Annotated in this window: 23 protein-coding genes; 19 read left to right on the top strand and 4 right to left on the bottom strand. The window is 32.1% G+C overall.

Annotation, left to right across the window (positions count from 1 at the left end):
- Nucleotides 1-69 precede the first annotated feature (69 nt).
- The 15 genes from ACYU7A_RS10980 to ACYU7A_RS10910 all read left to right on the top strand — a co-directional run bounded on the left by ACYU7A_RS10980 (nucleotide 70) and on the right by ACYU7A_RS10910 (nucleotide 16,619).
- Entirely contained in the window at nucleotides 70-735 is a 666-nt protein-coding gene (locus ACYU7A_RS10980) for a P-loop NTPase family protein (protein WP_064715051.1), read from the top strand.
- 63 nt (nucleotides 736-798) lie between these two features.
- Nucleotides 799-1,419 carry a hypothetical protein gene (locus ACYU7A_RS10975; protein ID WP_460576515.1) on the top strand — a complete coding sequence of 207 codons (621 nt, stop codon included), beginning with the start codon at nucleotides 799-801 and terminating at the stop codon, nucleotides 1,417-1,419.
- A 184-nt stretch (nucleotides 1,420-1,603) separates the two neighbouring features.
- Complete coding sequence (locus ACYU7A_RS10970; protein WP_064715053.1) at nucleotides 1,604-3,619, top strand: ATP-binding protein; 2,016 nt, start codon at nucleotides 1,604-1,606, stop codon at nucleotides 3,617-3,619.
- Between the two features lie 27 nt (nucleotides 3,620-3,646).
- On the top strand, nucleotides 3,647-4,357 hold the full coding sequence (locus tag ACYU7A_RS10965; protein ID WP_064715054.1) for a DUF3800 domain-containing protein: 711 nt from the start codon (nucleotides 3,647-3,649) through the stop codon (nucleotides 4,355-4,357).
- Nucleotides 4,357-4,842: a hypothetical protein gene (locus tag ACYU7A_RS10960; RefSeq protein WP_082923226.1), complete on the top strand. Its 486-nt coding sequence runs from the start codon at nucleotides 4,357-4,359 to the stop codon at nucleotides 4,840-4,842. Before ACYU7A_RS10965 ends, ACYU7A_RS10960 begins: the two co-directional genes overlap by 1 nt.
- Nucleotides 4,843-5,166: 324 nt before the next feature.
- Nucleotides 5,167-5,448: a RuvC family protein gene (locus tag ACYU7A_RS10955; protein WP_064715055.1), complete on the top strand. Its 282-nt coding sequence runs from the start codon at nucleotides 5,167-5,169 to the stop codon at nucleotides 5,446-5,448.
- 8 nt (nucleotides 5,449-5,456) lie between these two features.
- On the top strand, nucleotides 5,457-6,245 hold the full coding sequence (locus ACYU7A_RS10950) for a hypothetical protein (protein WP_460576511.1): 789 nt from the start codon (nucleotides 5,457-5,459) through the stop codon (nucleotides 6,243-6,245).
- Nucleotides 6,246-7,691: 1,446 nt separating this feature from the next.
- Nucleotides 7,692-8,114, top strand: a complete 423-nt coding sequence (locus ACYU7A_RS10945; RefSeq protein ID WP_460576510.1) for a DUF6943 family protein — start codon at nucleotides 7,692-7,694, stop codon at nucleotides 8,112-8,114.
- A 543-nt stretch (nucleotides 8,115-8,657) separates the two neighbouring features.
- Complete coding sequence (locus ACYU7A_RS10940) at nucleotides 8,658-9,545, top strand: branched-chain amino acid transaminase (protein ID WP_460576508.1); 888 nt, start codon at nucleotides 8,658-8,660, stop codon at nucleotides 9,543-9,545.
- A gap of 2 nt (nucleotides 9,546-9,547) precedes the next feature.
- Nucleotides 9,548-11,224 carry a dihydroxy-acid dehydratase gene (gene ilvD, locus ACYU7A_RS10935; protein ID WP_460576506.1) on the top strand — a complete coding sequence of 559 codons (1,677 nt, stop codon included), beginning with the start codon at nucleotides 9,548-9,550 and terminating at the stop codon, nucleotides 11,222-11,224.
- 7 nt (nucleotides 11,225-11,231) lie between these two features.
- Complete coding sequence (gene ilvB / locus ACYU7A_RS10930) at nucleotides 11,232-12,926, top strand: thiamine pyrophosphate-binding protein (RefSeq protein WP_460576504.1); 1,695 nt, start codon at nucleotides 11,232-11,234, stop codon at nucleotides 12,924-12,926.
- Between the two features lie 11 nt (nucleotides 12,927-12,937).
- On the top strand, nucleotides 12,938-13,462 hold the full coding sequence (gene ilvN / locus ACYU7A_RS10925; protein ID WP_298179462.1) for an acetolactate synthase small subunit: 525 nt from the start codon (nucleotides 12,938-12,940) through the stop codon (nucleotides 13,460-13,462).
- A 19-nt stretch (nucleotides 13,463-13,481) separates the two neighbouring features.
- The gene (gene ilvC / locus ACYU7A_RS10920; protein WP_460576501.1) at nucleotides 13,482-14,525 is read left to right on the top strand and encodes a ketol-acid reductoisomerase; all 1,044 of its coding nucleotides are present in this window, start codon (nucleotides 13,482-13,484) and stop codon (nucleotides 14,523-14,525) included.
- The gene (gene ilvA, locus ACYU7A_RS10915) at nucleotides 14,525-15,769 is read left to right on the top strand and encodes a threonine ammonia-lyase IlvA (protein ID WP_291252775.1); all 1,245 of its coding nucleotides are present in this window, start codon (nucleotides 14,525-14,527) and stop codon (nucleotides 15,767-15,769) included. The genes ilvC and ilvA overlap by 1 nt, the downstream gene beginning before the upstream one ends.
- A gap of 382 nt (nucleotides 15,770-16,151) precedes the next feature.
- Nucleotides 16,152-16,619, top strand: coding sequence for a DUF1905 domain-containing protein (locus ACYU7A_RS10910; RefSeq protein ID WP_298179457.1), 468 nt, complete (start codon nucleotides 16,152-16,154; stop codon nucleotides 16,617-16,619).
- 226 nt (nucleotides 16,620-16,845) lie between these two features.
- On the opposite strand, the gene ACYU7A_RS10905 is transcribed toward ACYU7A_RS10910, so the two are convergent.
- The 4 genes from ACYU7A_RS10905 to ACYU7A_RS10890 all read right to left on the bottom strand — a co-directional run bounded on the left by ACYU7A_RS10905 (nucleotide 16,846) and on the right by ACYU7A_RS10890 (nucleotide 18,490).
- Entirely contained in the window at nucleotides 16,846-17,019 is a 174-nt protein-coding gene (locus tag ACYU7A_RS10905) for a hypothetical protein (RefSeq protein ID WP_298179454.1), read from the bottom strand.
- A complete protein-coding gene (locus tag ACYU7A_RS10900; RefSeq protein WP_460576498.1) occupies nucleotides 17,012-17,257 on the bottom strand; it encodes a hypothetical protein in 246 nt (81 codons plus the stop codon). The genes ACYU7A_RS10905 and ACYU7A_RS10900 overlap by 8 nt, the downstream gene beginning before the upstream one ends.
- 82 nt (nucleotides 17,258-17,339) lie before the next feature.
- Nucleotides 17,340-17,732 (bottom strand): DUF5675 family protein, encoded by a 393-nt coding sequence (locus ACYU7A_RS10895; RefSeq protein ID WP_460576496.1) that lies wholly within the window; start codon nucleotides 17,730-17,732, stop codon nucleotides 17,340-17,342.
- Nucleotides 17,732-18,490, bottom strand: a complete 759-nt coding sequence (locus ACYU7A_RS10890) for a hypothetical protein (protein ID WP_064715061.1) — start codon at nucleotides 18,488-18,490, stop codon at nucleotides 17,732-17,734. The genes ACYU7A_RS10895 and ACYU7A_RS10890 overlap by 1 nt, the downstream gene beginning before the upstream one ends.
- A gap of 989 nt (nucleotides 18,491-19,479) precedes the next feature.
- Here ACYU7A_RS10890 and ACYU7A_RS10885 point away from each other — a divergent pair.
- The 4 genes from ACYU7A_RS10885 (at nucleotide 19,480) to ACYU7A_RS10870 (ending at nucleotide 23,636) form a co-directional block, all read left to right on the top strand.
- Nucleotides 19,480-20,733 carry a site-specific integrase gene (locus ACYU7A_RS10885; RefSeq protein ID WP_460576494.1) on the top strand — a complete coding sequence of 418 codons (1,254 nt, stop codon included), beginning with the start codon at nucleotides 19,480-19,482 and terminating at the stop codon, nucleotides 20,731-20,733.
- Between the two features lie 133 nt (nucleotides 20,734-20,866).
- The gene (locus ACYU7A_RS10880) at nucleotides 20,867-21,478 is read left to right on the top strand and encodes a TetR/AcrR family transcriptional regulator (RefSeq protein WP_231843189.1); all 612 of its coding nucleotides are present in this window, start codon (nucleotides 20,867-20,869) and stop codon (nucleotides 21,476-21,478) included.
- 3 nt (nucleotides 21,479-21,481) lie between these two features.
- Complete coding sequence (locus ACYU7A_RS10875; RefSeq protein WP_460576492.1) at nucleotides 21,482-22,732, top strand: TolC family protein; 1,251 nt, start codon at nucleotides 21,482-21,484, stop codon at nucleotides 22,730-22,732.
- Between the two features lie 25 nt (nucleotides 22,733-22,757).
- Nucleotides 22,758-23,636, top strand: coding sequence for an HlyD family secretion protein (locus ACYU7A_RS10870; protein WP_460576490.1), 879 nt, complete (start codon nucleotides 22,758-22,760; stop codon nucleotides 23,634-23,636).
- Nucleotides 23,637-23,643: the final 7 nt, after the last annotated feature.

The following is a 23,643-nucleotide window of genomic DNA, read 5'->3' as shown; positions in this document are numbered from 1 at the left end:
AAACACCAATGGTCGATTGGCAAGCAGCAGCACAAAATTGGATGATTAACGCACCAAAATTTATTTCAAATGCAGAACAACCAAACAGAGCAAAACAACTCAACACAACAACCAACAAAGACTATTCAGAGCCATTATAGCTATGATGAGGTCATTACTTGGTTAGAAAATAAAGGAGTTGAACTATATGGCAATCATTTCAAAATCATTGAAACCGATTATCCAATTGTGTACAAACTAATCGCGTATTTCTTAAAAGACGAACCAACATGTTTTCAATATGGAATAAACCTCAACAAAGGAATTCTACTAACCGGACCAATCGGCTGCGGTAAAACATCATTGATGAATTTAATGAAATACCTAACAGCAACAGAACATAAGTTTTTCGTAAAACCATGTCGCGATATCAGCTTTGAATTCATCCAGGACGGCTACCAAATAATCCACAAATACAGCAATGGCAAACTATACCAATCAGAACCAAGAACCTATTGCTTTGACGATTTAGGAACAGAAAACAACTTAAAATATTTTGGTAACGAATGCAATGTCATGGCAGAAATTCTATTGAGCAGATATGATCTATTCATTTCAAAAAAACTATTTACTCACATAACCACCAACCTATCAGCCACAGAAATTGAAAAACATTACGGCAATCGAGTTCGCTCACGATTACGAGAGATGGTAAATTTAATAGCATTTGAAAAATCAGCTCAAGACAAAAGATAAAATCCGTATAAATCCGCGTTGCGAAGCATCTGTTTCATCCGCGTTCCAATAACAAGAAACAATATGAACACAATAACCAACTTCTGGAACTACTTCCAACAAAACAACTTCGTTTTCCTTCTTCTAAACGAAATACCAAAAGACCAACTAAAAATCCATTTCGACAAACTAATCGAGATACTACATCAATACAACAAAAACCTAGACCTCATCATTAAAAACAAAAAAAACGGTGCAGAGATAATCATTACAGCAAACGGAAATCCTTATCTTTTCAAAGAAGTAGAGTTACTAGTCCATCATGCACCAATTGTAGAACGTTGGAAAATAACTGCATTCCTCCAACCCGAAACCAACCTAACCAAATACGAAATTGGCACCGACAAACCACTAGAATATTACGGCATAACTTTACGAATAAGCGAAATGTATTTCATCCCATTAGAAAACCCAAACAAACCAACCGATTTAGGAATAAAAGTGTTACTCAAAAACTATATTGTCCACAAAGACAACCCAAGACTTCGAGAAGCAGTTTACGTCCATATCGAACATCTAATTGGTGAAAAAGCATTTGCTAATGATATTGCATTTATTGAGATTGGACAATTGGAAGGAGATAGTGAAAGCCAAATTGAATTATATAATTTAAAATCATACATTGAGATTGAAATGACAAATTAGTTCTATAATTAAATTATCAAAAATTAAGCTATTTGAAAGAGTGAAACTAATTTCATATCAAAGTAGATTGAATTATGAAAATTGAGTAATTTATTATTAACTTTTTTGTTATATTTTTGTGGAATTGTTTTCATTTGAAACTTTAAAATTTATTCATTAGAATAGATGTAATCATATTTAATTTATGAAAAAACATACCACAAAATTAACATCTAAAAGTATTGAAGGTAGTGGATTACCATCAGATTATAAGAAAGCTATAGCTGAATATATTTGGAATGGTTTTGATGCTGGAGCATCTACAATAAATATTGATTTTTCAGCAAACTCCATTGGAACACTTGAAAGTTTTTCAATTTCTGATAATGGTTCAGGAATTAGTTTCGATAATATATCAGATACTTTTGGAAATTTTATGGTTTCATTGAAAGCGAACTCGTTTTCAGAAACAGGATTTGTAAAAGGAAAAAAAGGAAAGGGAAGATATTCTTTTTCAACTTTTTGTAATAAAGCAACTTGGAGTACAATTTTTAAAACAAAAGAGGATAAATTTTTAGAATACAATATTCAAATCAAAAAAGAGAGTAGTCAAGATTTTGAAACATTTGATAGAGTAATTTCAAAAGAACAAAAGACAGGTACTAAAGTGATTTTTGAGGGCTTTACTGAAATTTATGGAGATTTATTAGATAATGAAGAATTTGAAAAGTTTTTAGCAAATGAGTTTGGCTGGTTTCTATACTTAAATAAAGAGAGAGATTTTAAAATACTTCTTAATAATAATCCTTTAGATTATTTTTCTGTAATAGATGATACCGATGAAAAAAATATTCCAATTGGAGATTATAATTTTAAGGTTAGTTATATAAGATGGAAGGAGAAAATAGGTGATAAATATTATTATTACTTTTTAAATGACGAGAAAAAGCAAGTTTTTAGAAAACACACTTCATTTAACAATAAAGCTGTAGATTTTCATCATTCTCTATATATTGAAGCAACCTATTTTGACAACTTCAATGCCACAAAAGAAGATAATCCAACATTTGACTTTTCTGGTAAAAACCAAACAGATATTACATTTAGAAACCTTGTAGAGTTACTAAATGAATTTGTTTCTGAAAAAGAAAAATTATTCATTAGAAATTCAAAAGCTAATGAGTTAATTGAAAGTTACAACAAAAACAAAGTATTTCCAGTTTTCAAAAACAATTCATATGATCATTTAAGAAAAATTGATTTAGAAAATGTAATCAAAGAGTTATATAGTGTTCAACCAAAAATTTTTCAAAGTCTAACTACAACTCAAAGCAAAACAATTGTTGGGTTTTTAAATTTACTACTTGATACTGATCAAAGAGAAAGTGTTTTGACTATTGTTGAAAATGTTGTAAAACTTACAGATGACGAAAGAGAGGAACTAGCCAGAACTTTAAAGAGAACAAATTTATCCCATATAAATACACTAATAAAGTTACTAGAGAATAGATTTAATGTTGTTGAAATCTTAAAAGCATTAATCTTCGATTTGGAAAAATTCACAAATGAAAGAGAGCATATTCAAAAAGTTATAGAAGACAATTATTGGTTATTTGGTGAGCAATTTCATTTAGTTTCTGCTGACAAGAATTTTGAAATCTTATTAAATAATTATTTTGCACACCTCGAAATTGATAATAAAAAACCAGAAACAATAGATAATAAAGAGAAGCTTAAAAGGCCTGATATTTTTATTAGTAGAAAATCAGACATTCCAGATGCTACAAATAATGATTTAACCATTGAAGAAAATATTATTGTTGAATTAAAACGACCTTCTGTAGTAATTGGTTCTGAACAATTTCAACAAGTTGAAAGATATTTAAGGTTTATTATAGAGGAAGAACGTTTTAATAGTTTAAGAAGAAATTGGAAATTTATTTTAGTTGGTAAAAAAGTTGATGATTATATTATTGATTTATATGAAAACCAAAAAAATAAAGGACAAAAATATCTAGTCCAATCAATTAGAAATTACGAAATATATGCAATGACTTGGGATGATTTATTTATGCTGTTCAAAATAAAACACAAACACTTAATTGATAAATTAGAATTCAAATCTGCCGTAATTGAAAACTTAGAAGCAAAAGGAGTAAATTTAAATAAAGATGCTTCAGATGAATTAACAAGAATTACTACTAACAGTCAATTAAATTAAAACTATAATTAGCTCATAGAACTTCTAATGAATAACAAATATGATTTTTATATAGATGAAAGTTGTCATTTAGAACATGACAATATTCCGGTAATGTGTATCGGATACATCAAAGTACCTATGAATGAGTACGCTGAATTACAAAAAGAATTCAATCAAATCCTTACGAAATACAATCAAAAATCAGAATTGAAATGGAATAAATTTTCAAATGCAAGAACTGAATTATACAAAGAGCTAGTCGATTATTTTTTTAGATCATCATTACAGTTTCGATGTGTTTTAGTAAAATATAAGGAGCGTTTAAATCATATAGATTTTAACCAAGGTTCTCATGATAATTTCTACTATAAAATGACCTATTATTTATTGCATCCAAACAATAGTAATGGCGATGAATACAGAGTTTTTATTGATATTCAAAATACTCGTGGTAGAGAAAAACTAAAAAAGATTAATGAAGTTTTTAATACCGAATATAAAGGCAATAGTCCATTCAAGCAATTTCAACATTTACATTCTCACGATAATAATTTCTTTCAACTTGCCGATTTCTTTATTGGAGCAATAACATATAAAACAAGAGTAGTAATGAATAATATTGTAAATCCAACTCAAAACAGAATGGATTTCATTAAATATTTAGAAACTAAATCTGGTTTTAATCTCGAAGAAGGAACAGAACCTTGGGAAACAAAGTTCAATATTTTTGATCACCAACCTAAAATAAAACTATAATGGATTTATTAGACTTGGACGATCACATATCTAATTTAGGAATTGACCCATCAGCAGAACATTTAGAAGAATTATTTCAATTATTCAAAGCCGATTTTATTGATAATGTTTTTTATTTTGATGGCTGTAAAGTAAAGATTGATATAGCAAACTCAAAAGAAGAAGGATTTGAAGCTTATCCTCATACTTTTGTAAAAATCATTACAAGAGGAGATAAAGGCAAAAGAAGCTTTGATAAAAAAAGAGCTAATAAAATTCATTGGATAAGACCAATATTAGAAAATAAAGATACTGAAGATGTGACTTGCTTTCAATTTTTGGAAGCTGATGGTAAAATCAGAGATTATTTTTGGTTTAAAGAAGGAAACTTTTTAGTTGTAATGGAAAAAATAACTCCTGACTATATGATTATTTCTTGTTTTCATATTGATGATGCTAGAAATCAAAAGTACTATGAAGATAAGTATGCTAAGAGGATAAAATAAAAAAGCCACAGGCTACGGTGCTGTGGCGTACGTTTTCACGAACCAGGTCCTTTTCCCTAGGGAAATGACTTTGCAAATATACAACTCTTGTACCAAAAAACAAATTTTATATCAAAAAACGTATTAATAGCCAACTTCATATAATGTTTTCTTAAGAATGATTTACAAAAAATATACCACAAAAAGGAAATTACTTTAACTAACTCATTATCTCATTCAGCTGCACAAAAATCGCTCCTAGTCCAAGTATTCCTAGCATCAATTCTTTGTTTGCTTCATTTCGCTAATTTCGTTAAACAATATAGTAATTTAAAATAAATAAAAATGAGTAGAATTTTAGGTCTTGATTTAGGTACAAACTCAATTGGTTGGGCAATGATTGATAATGAAACTGTAAGCTTATTAAACTCCGGAATGAGGGTTTTCAAAACTTCTCCAAAACAGAAAGTGATAAGAAAGAGGAACAATCAAAAGGCAATTATTTCATTAAACACAATATCTATTATAACATTAATTTTAGTTATTTTAAATTTTGAAAATTGGCAATTTTGGTTGAATGCTACACTAACTTCTATTATCACTAAAATCACAATATCAAATCAATAAATCTAACAATGGAATTTAGAAATCCTCATTACATAGTTCCTCCAGGTTCTGCTAAACAAATTTTGTCCCATCCATTTTTAAGAAGAGGAGTTACAGAGTTAGCTATTTTTCAAGAACACAGATATGCTTTTTTTTATTGGTTAAAATGGACTAGAGAGAATACAGATTGTAAACCACCGTGCTTAGTAAGTTTAGATTGGCATCAAGATTTGTGTTATCCTTGTGAAACCGAAAAAAAGTGGTTATCAGAACTTGATCAATCAAATGATGGTGAAGTAGCTTTATTTAGTTGGGCTAAATTAGCAGGAAATAATGATGGTCACATTTTATCTGCTGCATATCTTAATATTATTGGAGATATTTATGTTCACTGCCGACAAGGTACTTTTGAAAGTAATTGGGAAGATGAAGAATTTATTGATATAAATGGTAACAAACATACAATTAAAAAGTTTAAAACACATAAAGAGCTAGAAGATTGCTTGTTAGCTTCTAATGAAACCAAAGTATATTTCGACATAGATTTAGACTTTTTCACCTTGAATAATCCTTATAATGGAAAAGGTAAAAAATTCACATACATGGAAAAAGAAGAAATGCAAAATATACTTTCAATTAGTAATCCTTTAACACAATGGATATTTGAAAGATTATGTGGCTTCACAATAGCAACTGAACCGAAACATTGTGGTGGTCTTTTGAAGTCTAATAAACTTTTAGATATTATAAACAAAATATATTTCCAACCAAGTATCTTTTCAGAAAATTGCGATTGGAAACATAAAAGAGAAAAGTAAAAGAGAAAATTTAGTTTTCAATTGCCACTCCTTCCCAACGCTCCAAAAAAAATTACTGTCATGGTTTTTGTCCCAACGCTCATCAAGCACTTTGCCTAATGACAGGAAAATTATGCTTTAATTGAAAAATCGTGCACGCCATTAGGCAAAGAGCTTGCCCAACGCACAAAACAAAAACACGTACGCTTCGCAACTCATGCCAGTAATTTTTTTTCCCAAAGCTTCTTTACATAATGTGGCATTATAGTGCATAAAGAACTATCCTGCTACTAATCAAAATCTCGGATGCACTATAATAACATTATGTAAAAAAGCCGCTCTCCCAACGCGCTTGCCAGTGGCTCCAGGACAACATTTTTTTGCAGCTCCCATCGCATCACCCAGCTACAAAAAACACCGTCCTTCGCCACTGTCTTTAACAACGTTCGCCATTTCATAGGAAGCATTACGTTTTTCATTGCTTTTAAGAACGTTTACGGTAACTGTTTTATCAACTTTGTGGTTAAATAGGAAGTATTTGCATTGCTTTTGTAAGTAATAAAATGGCTTTTAATTTTATTAAATTTGCCTAGGGTAAAAGCCATTTTATTACCCACAAAACCAAAATTCCCAGTAAGAGTATTATTTTTTATTTGCCAGAAACCCCACAGTTATTGCTCCAGCGAAAAAGCTGATGCCATACCATTTTTTAAGATAATCTGCTGCATACTGAACACTGTGACTGTCAACTGAATTTCAGGCATCAGCTTTTTCACTAAAGCAATCAGAAACATCCCAATAAGCAAATAAAAAATGATACCCTTACTTGCGCTACTGCCACATCGCACTCGGTAGTATGATGCATTGTTTTTTGAAGATGCTTCACATTTTCATAAGACATTTTTCTGCTAACTGAACACTGAGACTGCCAACTGACTTTCAGGCATCCTCAAAAATCAAAACCAAAAGAAAGAGTATCAAATTCTTTGGCCGGATAAATAGCTTGTGTATTTTATGATTTGGTTTATTCATCCATCCAAAGAATTTGATACCTTTTCCGAAGACGTCTATCTTTCAAATCAACACTCATTCCTTCAGATAAAATCCGATTAAACAAGAACATTTGATTTGAATATTCAAAATAAAAAATAAAAAAAAGAGAGCAAAGATAAGTTCCAGGTATTCAAAAAAGCAAGTTCAAGCCCTGCGGGTTTCAGAAAAAATCTCCACCCAAAAAATTTCAAAAGATATTTTACTTCTAATTAGACGCTGCCGATTTCAATCACGTATCGGGTAGTATTTTTTCTGAAAAACTTGCTTTTTTGAAACCTTCCACAAGGCAAGACGGCTTTCTTTTTTTTCCTTTTTTCTTTTGCAAAAATGTGTGTGGGGCATCTCGGTATTCAATCACATTTCGGGCACCAAAATAGGAAGACGAAGGAAGTTAACCTTTTAAATCCTTGTACTATGGACACAATTTTTATTAAAACCCACCAACCTGGGGCGCACTATGCCAAACCGCACTTTTTCGTATTATCAAAAGGACTAAATAGCGGAAAACCAAGCAATGAACCTTTTACAAACAGCTTTGTACTAGTCTTCCAAACCGAAGCTCAAAAAGAGGACATTTTTTGGATAGCCATGAGCCTATGGAAATCCAAATTCTGGATGCCTTTTCTTCGCGGTTCGGTTATTCCGTTCTTATCCCTCTATGAATTCAAAAAAGAGTTCAATCCAAGAGCAACGCGAATGATGCGTGAACACGAGCAGCACCATAAAAACATCCAAGCACTCAAGCTGCTGCAAGAACAAGAAGCCCATCACGCAAAAAACATTCACCTCATCAATGAGCTGAGAAACGCAATTTTGATGAGGTACAGAATGAAATAAATATTTAGATTTTAAAACCTATAGTTTTCAAGCCGAAGTATACTTTTATAACTTTTTTCAAATAAAATGTTATAAATTAATTTTTTTATAGTAATATTGCACCATATAAAGAAAAAAGTTTTGAAAAATTTAGCTATTATTCCTTCAATTATTATTGTAAATGTGATGATCACATCTGCAGAGGGAATGCTATAAATATATATTAAAAATATTTTGAAGCCTCCCGAGAAATTAGGAGGCTTTTTTTTGGCACATACACTATGAAAACTAATATGAACATCATTATTATCAGTATTATTATTCGCTCTTTTAAGTGAGTCAGGCTGGTAGTGTCCAATTTTAAGCCTTTCTCATTCATTTGAGAAAGGCTTTTTTTATTTACAAAATCATCAAAATGAAAACCAATATGAACATTATTATTATCAGCATTATTATTCGCTCTTTCGGGTGAGTCAGGCTGGTAGTGTCCAATTTTTAAGCCTTTCTCATTCGTTTGAGAAAGGCTTTTTTTATTCCATTTCGTAACAATTAAATCAAATCAATATGTATTACAACAACAACACCTTACTTTATTTAGACGGAAAATTTGTAAAAGCAAATGAGTCCAAAATCGATTTATATAGTCAAACGCTGCACTATGGATATGGCGTTTTTGAAGGTATTCGCGCTTATGCAACCGATGAAGGAACTAAAGTCTTTAAAGCAAAAGAGCATTATGAACGTCTTAAAAAATCATGCGAGTTAGTAAACATCCCTTTCAATTCCTCAGTAGAAGAACTAGTGGATGCTACTTATGAATTACTTCAAAAAAACAACTTAGCAGATGCTTATGTTCGACCATTAGTTTTTTGCGATCCTAATATGAGTCTTCATAGACCGAATAATGTTTCCATTATGATTTGCGCATGGGAATGGGGTGCGTATTTAGGAGACAAACAGTTACGTTTGACGGTTTCTTCCTATTGTCGTCCACATCCATGCTCTATAAAAATTGAAGCTAAAGTTTGTGGTCATTATGTGAACTCCATTCTGGCTACTACAGAAGCTAAAGACAAAGGATTCGATGAAGCTTTGCTTTTGGATAGTGATGGTTATTTAGCAGAAGGTCCCGGAGCTAATTTGTTTTTTGAAAAAGAAGGCGTTTTATATACACCACAATTAGGAAATATTCTTCCAGGAATTACACGTGCTACTGTTTTAGAATTAGCAGAAAAATTAGGAATTGAAGTAAAACAAGGGCTTTTTCAACCCGAAGAATTATGGAATGCCGATAGCGCATTTTATTGTGGAACAGCTGCAGAAGTAATCGGAATTGAATCGGTTGATGATAAAAAATTTCCAAAAGATTGGAACGATTCATTAGGTAAAAAAATCCAAGAGGAATATTCGCAATTAGTTAGAGAAACAGCAACAATATTTAGCACAAAATGATAATGAAAACATTAAACAAATACAGTAAAACCATCACACAAGATGAAACGCAACCTGCGGCTCAAGCTATGCTTTACGGAATCGGATTATCGGAAGAAGACATGCAAAAAGCACAAGTAGGAATTGTTAGTACAGGTTATGAAGGCAATACCTGCAATATGCATTTGAATGATTTAGCAAAAGAAGTTAAAACAGGAGTTCAAAAGGAAAACTTAGTGGGTTTAATATTCAATACAATTGGAGTAAGCGATGGTATTTCTAACGGAACAGATGGAATGCGATTTTCTTTGGTTTCTAGAGATGTGATAGCCGATTCTATTGAAACTGTCGTAAGTGCTCAGTGGTACGATGCTGTTTTAGCAGTGGTTGGGTGTGATAAAAATATGCCAGGTTCAGTTATGGCAATGGGCAGATTAAATCGTCCTGCAATCATGATTTATGGTGGAACTATTCATTCTGGGAAATGGAAAGGCGAATCTTTAAATATCGTTTCGGCATTTGAAGCCTTGGGGAAAAAAATTAACAATACTATTTCAGAAGAGGATTTCAAAGGTGTAATTAAAAATGCTTGTCCAGGAGCAGGTGCTTGTGGCGGAATGTATACGGCTAATACAATGGCATCGGCAATTGAAGCCTTGGGAATGAGTTTGCCTTTTAGTTCATCTAATCCTGCATTGAGTAATGAGAAGAGTCAAGAATGTTTGGAAGCTGGTAAAGCAATAAAAGTCTTGTTAGAAATGGATATTAAGCCGAAAGATATTATGACGAAAAAAGCGTTCGAAAATGCTATGACCATGGTAACGGTTTTAGGAGGTTCTACTAATGCGGTTATGCATTTGATTGCGATGGCTCATGCGGTTGATATTGAGTTGACTTTAGAAGATTTTCAGAGAATAAGTGATAAAACACCAGTATTGGCTGATTTAAAACCAAGTGGAAAATATTTGATGGAAGATTTACATGCTGTAGGCGGAATTCCAGCAGTAATGAAATATTTATTAAAGAACAATTTGTTGCATGGAGATTGCTTAACAGTCACTGGAAAAACAGTTGCTGAAAACTTAGCAAATGTTCCTGATTTGAATAAAGGCCAAAACGTATTTCTGGATGTAAAAGATCCATTAAAACCAACAGGTCACCTCCAAGTTCTTTATGGAAATTTAGCTTCAGAAGGCAGTGTAGCCAAAATAAGTGGTAATGAAGGTGATTATTTTGAAGGAATAGCAAAAGTATTTGATGATGAATTTGAAACAATTGAAGGAATAAAAAAAGGAGAAGTTGAATCAGGCGATGTTGTCGTAATTCGGTATTGCGGACCAAAAGGTGGTCCCGGAATGCCTGAAATGCTAAAACCAACTTCTGCCATAATAGGAGCTGGATTAGGAAATAGTGTAGCATTAATTACGGATGGAAGATTTTCAGGCGGAACTCACGGTTTTGTAGTTGGACACATAACACCTGAAGCTTATGTTGGTGGAACAATTGCGTTAGTAAAAGATGGAGATACTATTACAATTGATGCAAAAAACAATACAATCAACGTAAAAGTAAGTGATGAAGAATTAATGAAACGAAAATCAGAATGGAAACAACCACAACCTAAAGTAACAAAAGGTGTTTTATATAAATACTTACAATGTGTTTCAAGTGCTTCAAAAGGATGTGTAACCGATAAATAAAAACAAAATGAATACAACAAAAATAACAGGCGCCCACGCAGTTTTAAAATCTCTTGTTGAAGAAAATGTGAAAACTATATTTGGATATCCTGGCGGAGCTATCATGCCCATTTATGATGCTTTGTATGATTATTCAGATGCTGTAAATCACATATTAGTGCGTCATGAACAAGGCGCAATTCATGCAGCGCAAGGCTATGCTAGAACTTCAGGAAAAACAGGGGTAGTATTCGCTACTTCTGGTCCAGGGGCTACAAATTTAATAACTGGTTTAGCAGATGCTCAAATAGATTCTACTCCTTTGGTATGTATCACTGGACAAGTTGCTTCTCATCTTTTAGGTACAGATGCATTTCAAGAAACGGATGTAATTGGAATATCCATGCCAGTGACCAAATGGAATTGCCAAGTTACTAAAGCAGAAGATATTCCTGCAGCTATAGCAAAGGCGTTTTATATCGCATCAACAGGTCGTCCTGGACCAGTTTTAATTGATATTACTAAAGATGCCCAATTTGAACTAATGGATTTTAATTACCAAAAATGCACAAAAATTAGAAGCTATCAGCCGAAACCTGATGTAAATAAAACAACTCTTGAAGCAGCAGCCCAACTTATTAATCAAGCAAAAAAGCCATTTTTAGTCATTGGTCAAGGAATTATGTTGTCTAATGCCGAAGAAGAACTGTTGCAATTTGTAGAAAAATCAGGAATTCCAGTTGCTTCTACTCTTTTAGGGTTAGGTGCTTTTCCAAATAATAATCCATTATATGTTGGGTATTTAGGAATGCATGGCGATTATGCACCCAATATTAAAACGAATGAATGTGATGTGCTTATTGCTGTCGGAATGCGTTTCGATGACCGTGTAACTGGAGATGTTTCAAGATATGCGAAACAAGCCAAAGTAATTCATATTGATATTGATGCGGCTGAACTCAATAAAATTATTAAAGCCGATGTTCCTGTTCATGCCGATGCAAAAGAAGCATTAAAGTTGTTAACAGAATTGGTGCAAGAAAAGCAACATCCAGTGTGGTTAAATGAGTTTACCGAAGCCAAAAAAACAGAAGTGGAAACCTTGCAAAAAAGCTCAGAATTATTATTTAGTAGTGAGTTAAAAATGGATGAAGTCATAAAAATACTTTCAGAAATCACTAATGGAGAAGCCGTTGTGGTAACTGATGTTGGGCAACATCAAATGATGACTGCTAGGTATTATAATTACAATAAATCAAAAAGTAATATTACTTCAGGAGGATTAGGAACTATGGGATTTGCATTGCCAGCTGCTATTGGAGCCAAATTTGGTACGCCCGATAAGACAGTAATTGCTGTGATTGGGGATGGAGGTTTTCAAATGACTTTGCAAGAATTAGGAACTATTTTACAAAGTAAAGTAGAGGTAAAAATCATCATTTTAAACAATCGATTTCTTGGAATGGTTAGGCAATGGCAAGATTTGTTTTTTGAAAAACGCTATTCTTTCACGGAAATTATGAGTCCCGATTTTGTTGCTTTATCAAAAGCGTATAGCATCGAATCATCCAGAATTGAAGAAAGAACGCATTTAAAAGAAGCGCTATTAGAAATGTTAAACCATCAAGGCTCTTATCTGTTGGAAGTAATGGTAGCAAAAGAAGAAAATGTATTTCCAATGGTACCAACAGGTGCTTCAGTTTCAGAAATACGATTAAATTAATAATAAAAGATATGGAAAAAACATATACAGTATCTGTATTTACAGAAAATAGTATTGGAATACTTAATCGTATCACCATCATTTTTACACGTCGGCATTTGAATATTGATAGTATAACAGCTTCTGAGTCCGAAGTAAAAGGTGTATTTCGATATACTATTGTTTTAAGAACTTCCGAAAATCAAGTGAATAAAGTAATAGGTCAAATAGAAAAATTAGTAGATGTTTTAAAAGCTTTTGTCCACCAAGAGGAAGAAATAGTACATCAGGAAATCGCATTATACAAAATTAAAACTGACAAGTTAACGAATGGCGATGTAGAAAAAGTAATTCGTGAAAATTATGCCCGAATTTTAACGGTGGATCCATTATTTATGGTCATCGAAAAAACAGGGCATGTAGCAGAAACACAATTGCTTTTCGAAAATTTAAAACCTTTTGGAATACTTGAATTTGCTCGCTCAGGCAGAGTAGCAGTTACAAAACCAATGAAAGAATTAAGTACGTATTTAAAAGAATTAGAAACAAAAAATTAATAGTAAAAACAAAAATAAAATGGCAACAATCAATTTTGGAGGCGTCCTAGAAAACGTAGTAACTAGAGAAGAATTCCTACTAAAAAAAGCACAAGAAATCTTAAAAAATGAAACGGTAGCAGTTATTGGTTATGGAGTGCAAGGACCAGGACAAGCATTGAACTTGAAAGATAATGGCATCAATGTAATTGTTGGACAGCGCAAAGGAACTGCAAGTTGGAACAAAGCAGTAGCCGATGGTTGGGTAGAAGGTAAAACGCTTTTTGATGTTGAAGAAGCTTGTAAAAAAGGAACTATTATCATGAATTTACTTTCAGATGCTGGACAAATACAAGCTTGGGAAGGAATGAAGAAGTATCTAACTAAAGGCAAAGCGTTGTATTTTTCGCATGGATTTGGGGTTACGTTTCATGAAAAAACGGGTATTGTTCCGCCTAATGATATCGATGTGTTTTTAGTAGCACCAAAAGGGTCTGGAGCTTCGCTAAGAAGTTTGTTTTTGAAAGGACAAGGACTAAATTCAAGCTATGCAGTATTTCAAGATGCTTCAGGAACAGCAAATGAGCGAGTATTGGCTTTAGGAATTGCTATCGGATCAGGATATTTGTTTGAGACTACATTTCAAAAAGAAGTATATAGTGATTTAACAGGTGAGCGAGGTGTTTTAATGGGAGCTTTGGCAGGAATTTTTGAAGCACAATACAATGTGTTACGTCAGCGCGGACATTCGCCAAGTGAAGCTTTTAATGAAACAGTGGAAGAGTTAACTCAAAGTTTAATGCCTTTAGTAGCTGAAAATGGAATGGATTGGATGTACGCCAATTGTTCAACAACGGCACAAAGAGGTGCTTTAGATTGGAAAGGAAAATTCAGAGAAGCAACAGAACCTGTTTTAAACGAATTGTATGATAGTGTACTATCTGGTAAAGAAGCAGAAATAGTAATTGAAGCAAATAGTAAACCCGATTATCGTGAAAAATTACAAGAAGAATTAGCTGTTTTACAACAAAGTGAATTCTGGCAAACGGGAGCTCAAGTTCGTAAATTAAGACCAACAAAATAATGAAGGTGTTAGACAACATATACAAAGCCCAAGAAAACATCAAAGAAGTTGCCATCCATACGCCTTTGATGAAAAATGAAAACCTGAGTGAAGAATTCTCTGCTCAGGTTTGGCTAAAACGGGAAGATTTACAACCGGTTCGTTCTTATAAATTGAGAGGGGCTTATAATAAAATTCTTTCACTTGAGGATTCAGAAAAACAAAAAGGAGTAGTTTGTGCTAGCGCAGGAAATCACGCGCAAGGTGTGGCTTATGCTTGTAATAAACTGCATATAAAAGCCACTATTTTTATGCCAGTTACAACTCCATTGCAAAAAATAAAGCAAGTGAAATTATTTGGAAAAGATAAAGTTGAGGTGGTTTTAAAAGGCGATACTTTTGACGAAGCCTTTCACTATGCTAGTCTTTTTTGTAACCAACAAAATGCAGTTTTTATTCATCCTTTCGATGATGAAAAAGTAATTGCAGGTCAAGGAACTGTAGCTTTAGAATTGTTAGAAGATACAAAATTACCTATTGATTATCTTTTTGTTCCAATAGGTGGAGGTGGTTTGGCAGCTGGAGTATCTATGGTGTTCAGTCAATTAAGTCCAAATACAAAAATTATAGGAGTGGAACCTTTAGGAGCAGCTTCTATGAAAACATCTATGGAAAATGGTAGAAATACAACTTTAGATGATATTGATAAATTTATTGATGGTGCTGCGGTAAAGCGTGTTGGTGAAAAGACTTTCGAAATTTGTAAAAAAAGTTTACATGATGTGGTATTAGTTCCTGAAGGAAAGGTGTGTACCACTATTTTACGTTTGTATAATGAAGAAGCAATAGTGGTAGAACCAGCGGGAGCTTTAACTATTGCGGCTTTAGATTTTTACAAAGAACAAATCAAAGGAAAAAATGTTGTGTGTATTGTAAGTGGCAGTAATAATGATATCACCAGAACAGAAGAAATTAAAGAACGTTCACTACTTTATGAAGGATTAAAACATTATTTTATTATTAATTTCCCACAACGACCAGGAGCGTTAAAGGAATTTGTTAGCGAAGTTTTAGGTAAGGAAGATGATATTACTTATTTTCAGTTTTCCAAAAAAAATAATAGAGAAAGTGGACCAGCTGTTGTAGGTATTGAATTAAAGAATAAAAAAGATTTCATAAAAATTGAAGAACAATTAAAACGAAGAAAATTTAATTATCAATACTTGAATGAAAATGTAGATTTATTTACGCACCTAATTCTATAAATTTCAAAATATAATTTTACAAAAAAGCCTGAACATAATTCAGGCTTTCTCATACTCAGTAAATGTTACCAGCCAAAACTGAGTTTATTTCTTTTTAGGTTAAAAGGAAGCATCCACTTAATAAACGAAGTAAGAAACACTATTTTGATGAGGTATAGAATGAAATAGGATGTAAGCCTAGACTAATTAGTCTGGGCTTTTTTTATTATATCAAAGAAACCATATCGAAAGAATTCATTTATATTTGAATACAATTTGCTATTTATTAGTGTCAACCAACATAATTCAAGGAGTATTAGTACTAAATTGCATTTGTAAGATTTGACAATAATGATAACAAACCAAATTGAAATTTAAAAACCTTTAAAAAATTGAAAACAGAATGAATTATATTGTCGAAAATGAAAAATTAACGCTACAATACATTCCAGGAAATGGAGCTTGGACTTATCAATTGATAATTCCAAATACCAAAGATATTAAAGGTAAATGGGGTGATTTAAAAGTTTCAGGAACTATTGATAGCTATGAAATTAAGAATAAGAATTTAGGACCAGTAAAAAATTCAGACAAAAAAATGGCTATAAATTCAGAAATTAGAAATGCAATAAACAAAAATGGCGGAGATACCGTAATTGTAACTTTATATCTGGAAAATCAAACAGAAACAAATGATAATTCTGAAATTTTAGAGTGTTTTAAAGATGCGCAAGTTTTGCATATTTTTGAGCGATTAGATAAAATAGAAAAGATTCAAATTCTAAACGAAATTTCGACTGTTGCAACGGATGATCAAAAAGCAGAAAAAATAATTAAGGCAATTGAAAATCTTGAGACTAAACGAAGCTGAGTGATTAGAATCTCTATTGTAATCAAACTAAATAAAACAAAGATGTAAGATATTTACCGAAGATTAGTTTATATTTTCAAAGTGGCTCAATTTTAATATGTTTAATTCTAAATTTCAATTTCTACTACAAGTTTTGTTACACATTACAACCGTTATAGCAAAAAAGCCTAATCTTTTATGATTAGGCTTTCTCATACTCAGTAAAGGTTACCAGTCAAAACTGAGCTTATTTCTTTTTCGATGTTAAGTGTTTTAAAAGCAAGGTAACACCAAAACTCACTACTGCTCCAATAAAGGCTAAAACAATTGTTTTTAAGACATCTGCTGAGGTTAAATTAGGAATAACACTCAATGCAAATCCTCCAAAAGTTCCTGCCCTCAAAGTTAAGGAATTATCCATTTCCTCCAACGTCAGTTTCGGGCTTTGCCTCATCTTTTTTGTTGCCCAGGATAGTATTATCCTCTACGGTTGCTGAGCTTGTCGAAGTATCAACGGTAATTTGGCTTACTGCTGATAAAACACCACCTGCAACGGCAGCATAACCCGCAACGGTTACAACAACAGCAGGTAAAGCTACTGGAGCAGCTACAATGCTTCCACTTACTGCTAATAAGGCTAATCCAATGGTGCGCAACACCTTAAAAAATTTCGGAGTGGGTGCCTTAGCACGTTCTACTACATTCATAATCTTTCTTTTTATGTCATCCTGTAAAGGATCACTATTGTACAATCAATTCTACACTTTCTTTATTGTCTAAAGCTTTGTAAACTAAGTCTTTCACCTTTGTAAAAGCTTTTCTAGATAGTAAACCTAATCCAGGTCCAGAAAGTTTAGTAACAGGAGCAATACAGCCGTGCAATTCTTTTTGAGCATTATTAGCAGGATGAAAAAGAATAAACTTTCTATTCGGCACATTCACCAATTCCAAATGCCATTTGTATTTTGCACTGTATCGCTTTCTAATAAAATATTTCCCTTCCGGAACACAGGAAACCTTCGTTTCGTTCATCTTCCACGGCAATTCAATTGTGTTACAAATCAATTTGCCTTCGCATTCGAGTTTACCATTCGTTCCTTCAGGGAAATAAGTTCTAGTTAACCAAATGACCATTACACACCGCTGTCAACTTTCGCTACAGACAATGGGTTAAAAGCACCATTTTTCAATGGATACATTTGCCCATTAATCTCTTGATAGAACTCAACACCTAAAGCCAAAAACAATGGCTTAGTTGAGTTAGCAGTAACCGCATTCACTTGGTTAATTGGAGCAGTAGCAGTTCCATCCCAAGGCAAAATTGCCGTTTCAGAAGTAGCAACCACATACGTTTCAGCTTCAAAATCAATTTCAGCTCCACCAGAAATGATTTTGTAGTGAGTAGTTCCACTTGGAGCAGCAATCATATTCGCAGGAATAAATGATGCCAAATCCACAGTAATTTCACCAGCCACACGGTCAATAGTTGCCACAAACGGAGCAAACAAAGTTGTACCAAGCTTACCACGAATATTGAATTCAAAACCAAATAATAATTCAGCTTCACCATCAATCACGTTACGCAAACCACGTTCACTTACTGTATCCGCTTGGATAACTTTAACCATCGCTTGCGTTAAGCGACTAACCATTCTACCATCGGCAGAATTGATTAAAAGCGGACGTAAAGCCGTTCTCAAAATCTTTCCTGCTTTACCAGCTCTACCAAACTCGGAACCATTCTCACGAGTTCTTTGAAACGCAGGATCACTTGCAATTCTACTAGCGTCAATTCCGCCTTTTTCTCTTGCCAAGTGTCCATCTTGCGTTTTGTAAAAAGTAATATCTCCGATAGTACCTTTTAGTTTAATTATGCCTTTCTGTCTAGCCATAACTTCAAAATTTAGTTAAACATTCATCTAAAATCTCCTTCATTCTATCCATCAGTTGCAACCACATTTTGAATGATTAAAACAAAGTTTACAAAGCATTTCACTAAAGAAAAAGCCACAAGTGTACCATATGTCTAAAATCGACACAAGTGTCTTAAATGAACATAAAAAGCCAATAAATAAGTATCAAAAATTATAACTAAATTGCAAAAGATTTTCTGCACGTCAGAAGTATAGCATAGCTATATCAAAGGTATAGATAAAGTATGAAATTGAATAATCAGAGGGTATGCATCTATCCGAAGGACATACAACGAATAACAGGCAAGAGTTATCGTCAAAGTACTAGATTGATGCAAAAGATAAAAAAAGACCTCAACAAGCTCGAAAATGAGTTCCTAACGATTGAAGAGTTCTGTACATATAGCGGCATAAAATATGAACAAGTAACTCACTTGATTTTTGGTTAAAATTGAAGAAATACAAAAACAAATTTTAATCAAGAAAGGTACCAATAAACACTTAAATAACTAGTTCAATTTTTAGTCTTGATACTTTAATATTCAAATATTTATCCTTATATTTGACTACTTTGAATTTAGAATAATAGTAACCTTATAAAAGAGGTGTCAGTCGAGGTGTCACTTAAATTTAATGCTTTGCGAAGTATTGATTTTATTGGTAACTTTTGTAGCAGACAAATCCCTCTTTCTCCGCCAGCTGAAAAGCAAATTGAATTAAAACCCTTAAAATCGTATGATTTTAAGGGTTTTTACTTTTTATCACATATCAAATTATTCATTCATTCGTGAACCTAAAGGGATAAAATCGGTTACCCTAAACAATCCAAATCTTGGGTAACCGATTTTTATTTCAGACTAGTATTCACAAGGCTTTACAGCCAGTTCAATAACCAGTTTAAAAACTGTACATCTTGTGGATTAGTCATATTGAAGTTAAATTTAATAACAACTAAAAAGGTCACCACAATGAAAACAAAAGTTTCAATTCTCTTTTATGCAAAGAAAGCGAAAGCATCTGCAAATGGTTTAGTTCCTATCTACACCAGAATTACAATCAACGGAAAGCGTATCGAGTTGAGTACAAACCGATTTGTAGAAATATCCAAATGGTCCACAGAAGCAGGTAAAATGAAAGGCACTTCAGAAGAAGCTCGTTCAATAAATAATCATCTTGATATACTGAAAAGTCAAATTAGAGATGCTGAAATGGAACTGATCTATAAAAAGATAGCTGTAACTACAGAAACAATCAAGAACAAACTACTAGGTATTGATAATAGGGCAAGAATGTTAGTTCCTATCTTCAAAGACCACAACAACAAAATAAAAGAGCTTGTTGGAAAAGAATACGCTCCTGGGACATTAGAACGCTACACTACTTCACTCAAGCATACTATTGAATTCATGCAATGGAAATACAATGTTTCCGATATAGATATTACAAAGATTGATTATGCCTTTATAACCGATTACGAGTTTTGGTTACGAAGCGTTAGAAACTGTGCTAATAATACAGCAGTCAAATATCTTAAAAACTTCAATAAAATCATCAAGCTTTGTTTGGCCAATGATTGGCTTGATAAAAATCCATTTGCGAATTACAAATCGAAGGTTAAAGAAGTTGAAAGAGTTTATTTATCTGAAGAAGAAATTCAAAGCATAATCGAAAAAGATTTCAAAACAGAAAGACTATCACTAGTTCGCGATATCTTCCTTTTCAGCTGCTTTACTGGTTTAGCATACATAGATGTGAAAAACTTAACAAAGTCGCATATAAGCTTCGGTATTGATGGCGAGAAATGGATATTCACTCACAGACAGAAAACAGAAAGTGCATCCAAAATCCCAATCCTTCCTGTAACTCAAATGATAATCAACAAATACGAAAATCATCCACAATGTAATAACGAGGATAAACTACTACCTATCCTATCCAACCAAAAAATGAATGCTTATCTAAAAGAAATTGCAGGTGTTTGTGAAATTGAAAAAGAATTAACCTTTCACATTGCTCGACACACTTTTGCTACTACTGTGACACTTACCAATGGCGTTCCTATTGAAAGCGTGAGCAAAATGCTTGGGCATAAAAATTTAAGAACTACACAACATTATGCTAAAGTTTTAGATAGAAAAGTTAGTGATGATATGAAGATTTTAAAAGATAAATTTTCAATTTTAGACAATAATATATTGAAAAAATCTTCAGTCACAAGCTAAACATTTCTAGTAATCAAGGCTATTTAAAGCTATTAAGACTTTATTATTTGTTAAAAAAAGCATAAACACCATTTTAGTAACTTTATTTTAGTAATTTTGTTAACCAAATAGTTAAACTATATAATTAAACAATATGGATAAAATTAAAACTGAAAATACTGAAACTGAAATATTAATAGCTGCAAAAGAAATCTTTCAGCAAAAAGGAATGGCAGGTGCAAGAATGCAAGAAATAGCAGATAAAGCAAAAATTAATAAAGCATTATTGCATTATTATTATAGAAGCAAACAATTATTATTTGAAGCTGTTTTCAAAAGTGCTTTTTCGCTTTTAGCACCACAATTAAATAAAGTGCTAAATGATGATAGTGACTTATTTGAAAAAATACGAAAGTTCACTGAAAATTATGTTTCGTTTGTAATCAAACATCCCTATTTACCAAATTTTGTAATACAAGAATTAAATAAAAACCCAGAATTTGTTCAAAAGCTTCGCTCTGAAAAAAATTTTCCTTCCATTGAAAAATTTAAACTTCAAGTAAGTGATGCTATAAATCAAGGAATTATTAAACCAATTGAAGCTGAACAGTTATTTATCAATATTATCTCTTTAAATATTTTTCCTTTTATCGGAGAACCGCTATTAATGGCGCTTGTTAATGTGGATAAAGAAAGCTACAATAAAATACTAGAAAATAGAAAAACGGAAGTAGCTGAGTTTATCATTAATTCAATAAAAATATAAATTATGAAAACTAAGTTAATCATACTGATAGTATTGTTTATATCAATATATGCAAATGCACAACAGACTTTAACCTTGGAAGATTGTTACTCATTAGCTACAAAAAATTATCCTTTATCAAAACAAACAGGATTAATACAACAAAAATCAAGTTATGAAATTGAAGCATTAAGCAAAGGAAAATTACCAAAAATCGATGTAAATGCACAAGCAACTTATCAATCTGAAGTGATAGGATTACCTACTTCACTACCAGGAGTTCAATCTTTAAATAAAGATCAATATAGAGCAACTTTAGATGTAAATCAATTAGTATACAATGGTGGAATAATTGATGCAAATACTAAATTAAAAGAGGCACAAACCAAAACACAACAACAAATAATAGAAGTTAGTTTATATCAAATAAAAACTCGAATCAATCAATATTTCTTTTCTGTTTTGTTACTTCAAGAAAAAAAAGCATTACTATCTTCAAAAAAAGAATTATTAACTTCCAAAGTTAAGGAAGTGAAATCGGGAGTCAAATTTGGAGCAATTCTTCCATCATCAGAACAGGTTTTAGAAGCAGAAATTATTAAAATAAACCAGCAATTAACAGAAATTAAATTTGAAAACATCAAATTATTAAATAACCTTTCAGAATTAACTTTTTCAGATATTGATGCCGAAACAACTTTAATACAACCAGTATCATATCCAAATAGCACTAATATAACAAGACCTGAAATTGCTTTTTATGATTTACAAAATCAGCAATTAGAGTTCTCGAAAAGTGTACTATCTAAATCAAATCTTCCAAAAATAAATGCTTTTGGTCAAGCGGGTTATGGTAATCCCGGATTAAACATGTTAGACAATTCTTTTCAAACATTTTATGTTGTTGGTCTAAAAGCGAATTGGAATATTTTTGATTGGGGCAAAACCAAAACAGATAAAAAAGCATTGGATATATCTAAAGAAATAGTAACATCTGAGAAAGAAACATTTGAATTAAATAACAAAATACAATTAGAAGAGCAAGGTTTTGAAATTAAAAAATTAGAACAACTGCTGCTTTCTGATACCGAAATAATTCAAATACGTGAAAAAGTTATTAAATCCTCAGATGCTCAATTAAAAAATGGTGTGATAACATCGTCTGAATATCTTATAGAATTAACCAATTTATTTGAAGCAAAAAATATTTTGAAAACGCATGAAGTTCAATTAGCAGCAGCTAAATCAAATTACGAAATAATTAAAGGAAAATAAAATAGTACCCGAAAAATTTAAAAAAATGAAAAAAATAAGCATAATAATTTTAGCAACGATAGGGTTAATTTCTTGTAACAAAAATAACGACAAAGCTGACGGTTATGGGAATTTTGAAGCAACTGAAATAACTATTTCTTCAGAAGCTAACGGTAAAATAGAGTTTTTAAAAGTCGAAGAAGGAGATGAATTAAAATCTCAATTACAAGTAGGATTAGTTGATACATTACAATTACATTTTGCGAAACAACAATTAATTGCCTCTAAAAGCACCGTGTCGTCAAAATCCGCAAATATAATATCACAAAAAAGCGTCTTAAATGAACAATTAAAAACAGCTAAATTAGAGAAAAACCGAATCAGTAATATGTATGCTGAAAATGCTGCAACTAAACGACAAGTAGATGAAATTGAAGGAAAGGTAAAAGTTATCGAAGAGCAAATAAAAAGTGTCGGAACTCAAAATGCACCTATTTTAAATGACCTTAAATCGATAGATGTACAAATTGCTAGAATCAATGATCAAATAGCAAAAAGTAAAATTATTAATCCTATTAATGGAACTGTTTTGACTAAGTATGCTGAACCAGGCGAAATAACAGCATTTGGAAAACCACTATACAAGATCGCTGATATTTCTGAAATGACTTTGCGAATCTATGTAAGCGAAACACAGTTGTCAAAAATAAAAGTTGGACAAAATGTATCGGTAAAAATTGATGCTGAAAAAGATATGAAATCATATCAAGGAAACATTTCATGGATTGCATCTTCGGCAGAGTTTACTCCTAAAATTATTCAAACAAAAGAAGAACGAGTAAATCTCGTTTATGCCGTAAAGGTAAAAGTAAAAAATGATGGTAGTCTAAAAATCGGAATGCCCGCAGAAATGTGGATTAAATAATAATTAA

The organism is Flavobacterium koreense, from assembly GCF_054776075.1.
The sequence above is the reverse complement of the archived record's forward strand: the minus strand, read 5'-3'. Positions and strand labels throughout refer to the sequence as shown.

Excerpts from the sequence above, each read along its gene's own strand:
- ACYU7A_RS10980 (WP_064715051.1), top strand. The coding sequence starts at position 70 with ATGCAGAACAACCAAACAGAGCAAAACAACTCAACACAACAACCAACA.
- ACYU7A_RS10975 (WP_460576515.1), top strand. The coding sequence starts at position 799 with ATGAACACAATAACCAACTTCTGGAACTACTTCCAACAAAACAACTTC.
- ACYU7A_RS10970 (WP_064715053.1), top strand. The coding sequence starts at position 1,604 with ATGAAAAAACATACCACAAAATTAACATCTAAAAGTATTGAAGGTAGT.
- ACYU7A_RS10965 (WP_064715054.1), top strand. The coding sequence starts at position 3,647 with ATGAATAACAAATATGATTTTTATATAGATGAAAGTTGTCATTTAGAA.
- ACYU7A_RS10960 (WP_082923226.1), top strand. The coding sequence starts at position 4,357 with ATGGATTTATTAGACTTGGACGATCACATATCTAATTTAGGAATTGAC.
- ACYU7A_RS10955 (WP_064715055.1), top strand. The coding sequence starts at position 5,167 with ATGAGTAGAATTTTAGGTCTTGATTTAGGTACAAACTCAATTGGTTGG.
- ACYU7A_RS10950 (WP_460576511.1), top strand. The coding sequence starts at position 5,457 with ATGGAATTTAGAAATCCTCATTACATAGTTCCTCCAGGTTCTGCTAAA.
- ACYU7A_RS10945 (WP_460576510.1), top strand. The coding sequence starts at position 7,692 with ATGGACACAATTTTTATTAAAACCCACCAACCTGGGGCGCACTATGCC.
- ACYU7A_RS10940 (WP_460576508.1), top strand. The coding sequence starts at position 8,658 with ATGTATTACAACAACAACACCTTACTTTATTTAGACGGAAAATTTGTA.
- ilvD (WP_460576506.1), top strand. The coding sequence starts at position 9,548 with ATGAAAACATTAAACAAATACAGTAAAACCATCACACAAGATGAAACG.
- ilvB (WP_460576504.1), top strand. The coding sequence starts at position 11,232 with ATGAATACAACAAAAATAACAGGCGCCCACGCAGTTTTAAAATCTCTT.
- ilvN (WP_298179462.1), top strand. The coding sequence starts at position 12,938 with ATGGAAAAAACATATACAGTATCTGTATTTACAGAAAATAGTATTGGA.
- ilvC (WP_460576501.1), top strand. The coding sequence starts at position 13,482 with ATGGCAACAATCAATTTTGGAGGCGTCCTAGAAAACGTAGTAACTAGA.
- ilvA (WP_291252775.1), top strand. The coding sequence starts at position 14,525 with ATGAAGGTGTTAGACAACATATACAAAGCCCAAGAAAACATCAAAGAA.
- ACYU7A_RS10910 (WP_298179457.1), top strand. The coding sequence starts at position 16,152 with ATGAATTATATTGTCGAAAATGAAAAATTAACGCTACAATACATTCCA.
- ACYU7A_RS10905 (WP_298179454.1), bottom strand. The coding sequence starts at position 17,019 with ATGGATAATTCCTTAACTTTGAGGGCAGGAACTTTTGGAGGATTTGCA.
- ACYU7A_RS10895 (WP_460576496.1), bottom strand. The coding sequence starts at position 17,732 with ATGGTCATTTGGTTAACTAGAACTTATTTCCCTGAAGGAACGAATGGT.
- ACYU7A_RS10890 (WP_064715061.1), bottom strand. The coding sequence starts at position 18,490 with ATGGCTAGACAGAAAGGCATAATTAAACTAAAAGGTACTATCGGAGAT.
- ACYU7A_RS10885 (WP_460576494.1), top strand. The coding sequence starts at position 19,480 with ATGAAAACAAAAGTTTCAATTCTCTTTTATGCAAAGAAAGCGAAAGCA.
- ACYU7A_RS10880 (WP_231843189.1), top strand. The coding sequence starts at position 20,867 with ATGGATAAAATTAAAACTGAAAATACTGAAACTGAAATATTAATAGCT.
- ACYU7A_RS10875 (WP_460576492.1), top strand. The coding sequence starts at position 21,482 with ATGAAAACTAAGTTAATCATACTGATAGTATTGTTTATATCAATATAT.
- ACYU7A_RS10870 (WP_460576490.1), top strand. The coding sequence starts at position 22,758 with ATGAAAAAAATAAGCATAATAATTTTAGCAACGATAGGGTTAATTTCT.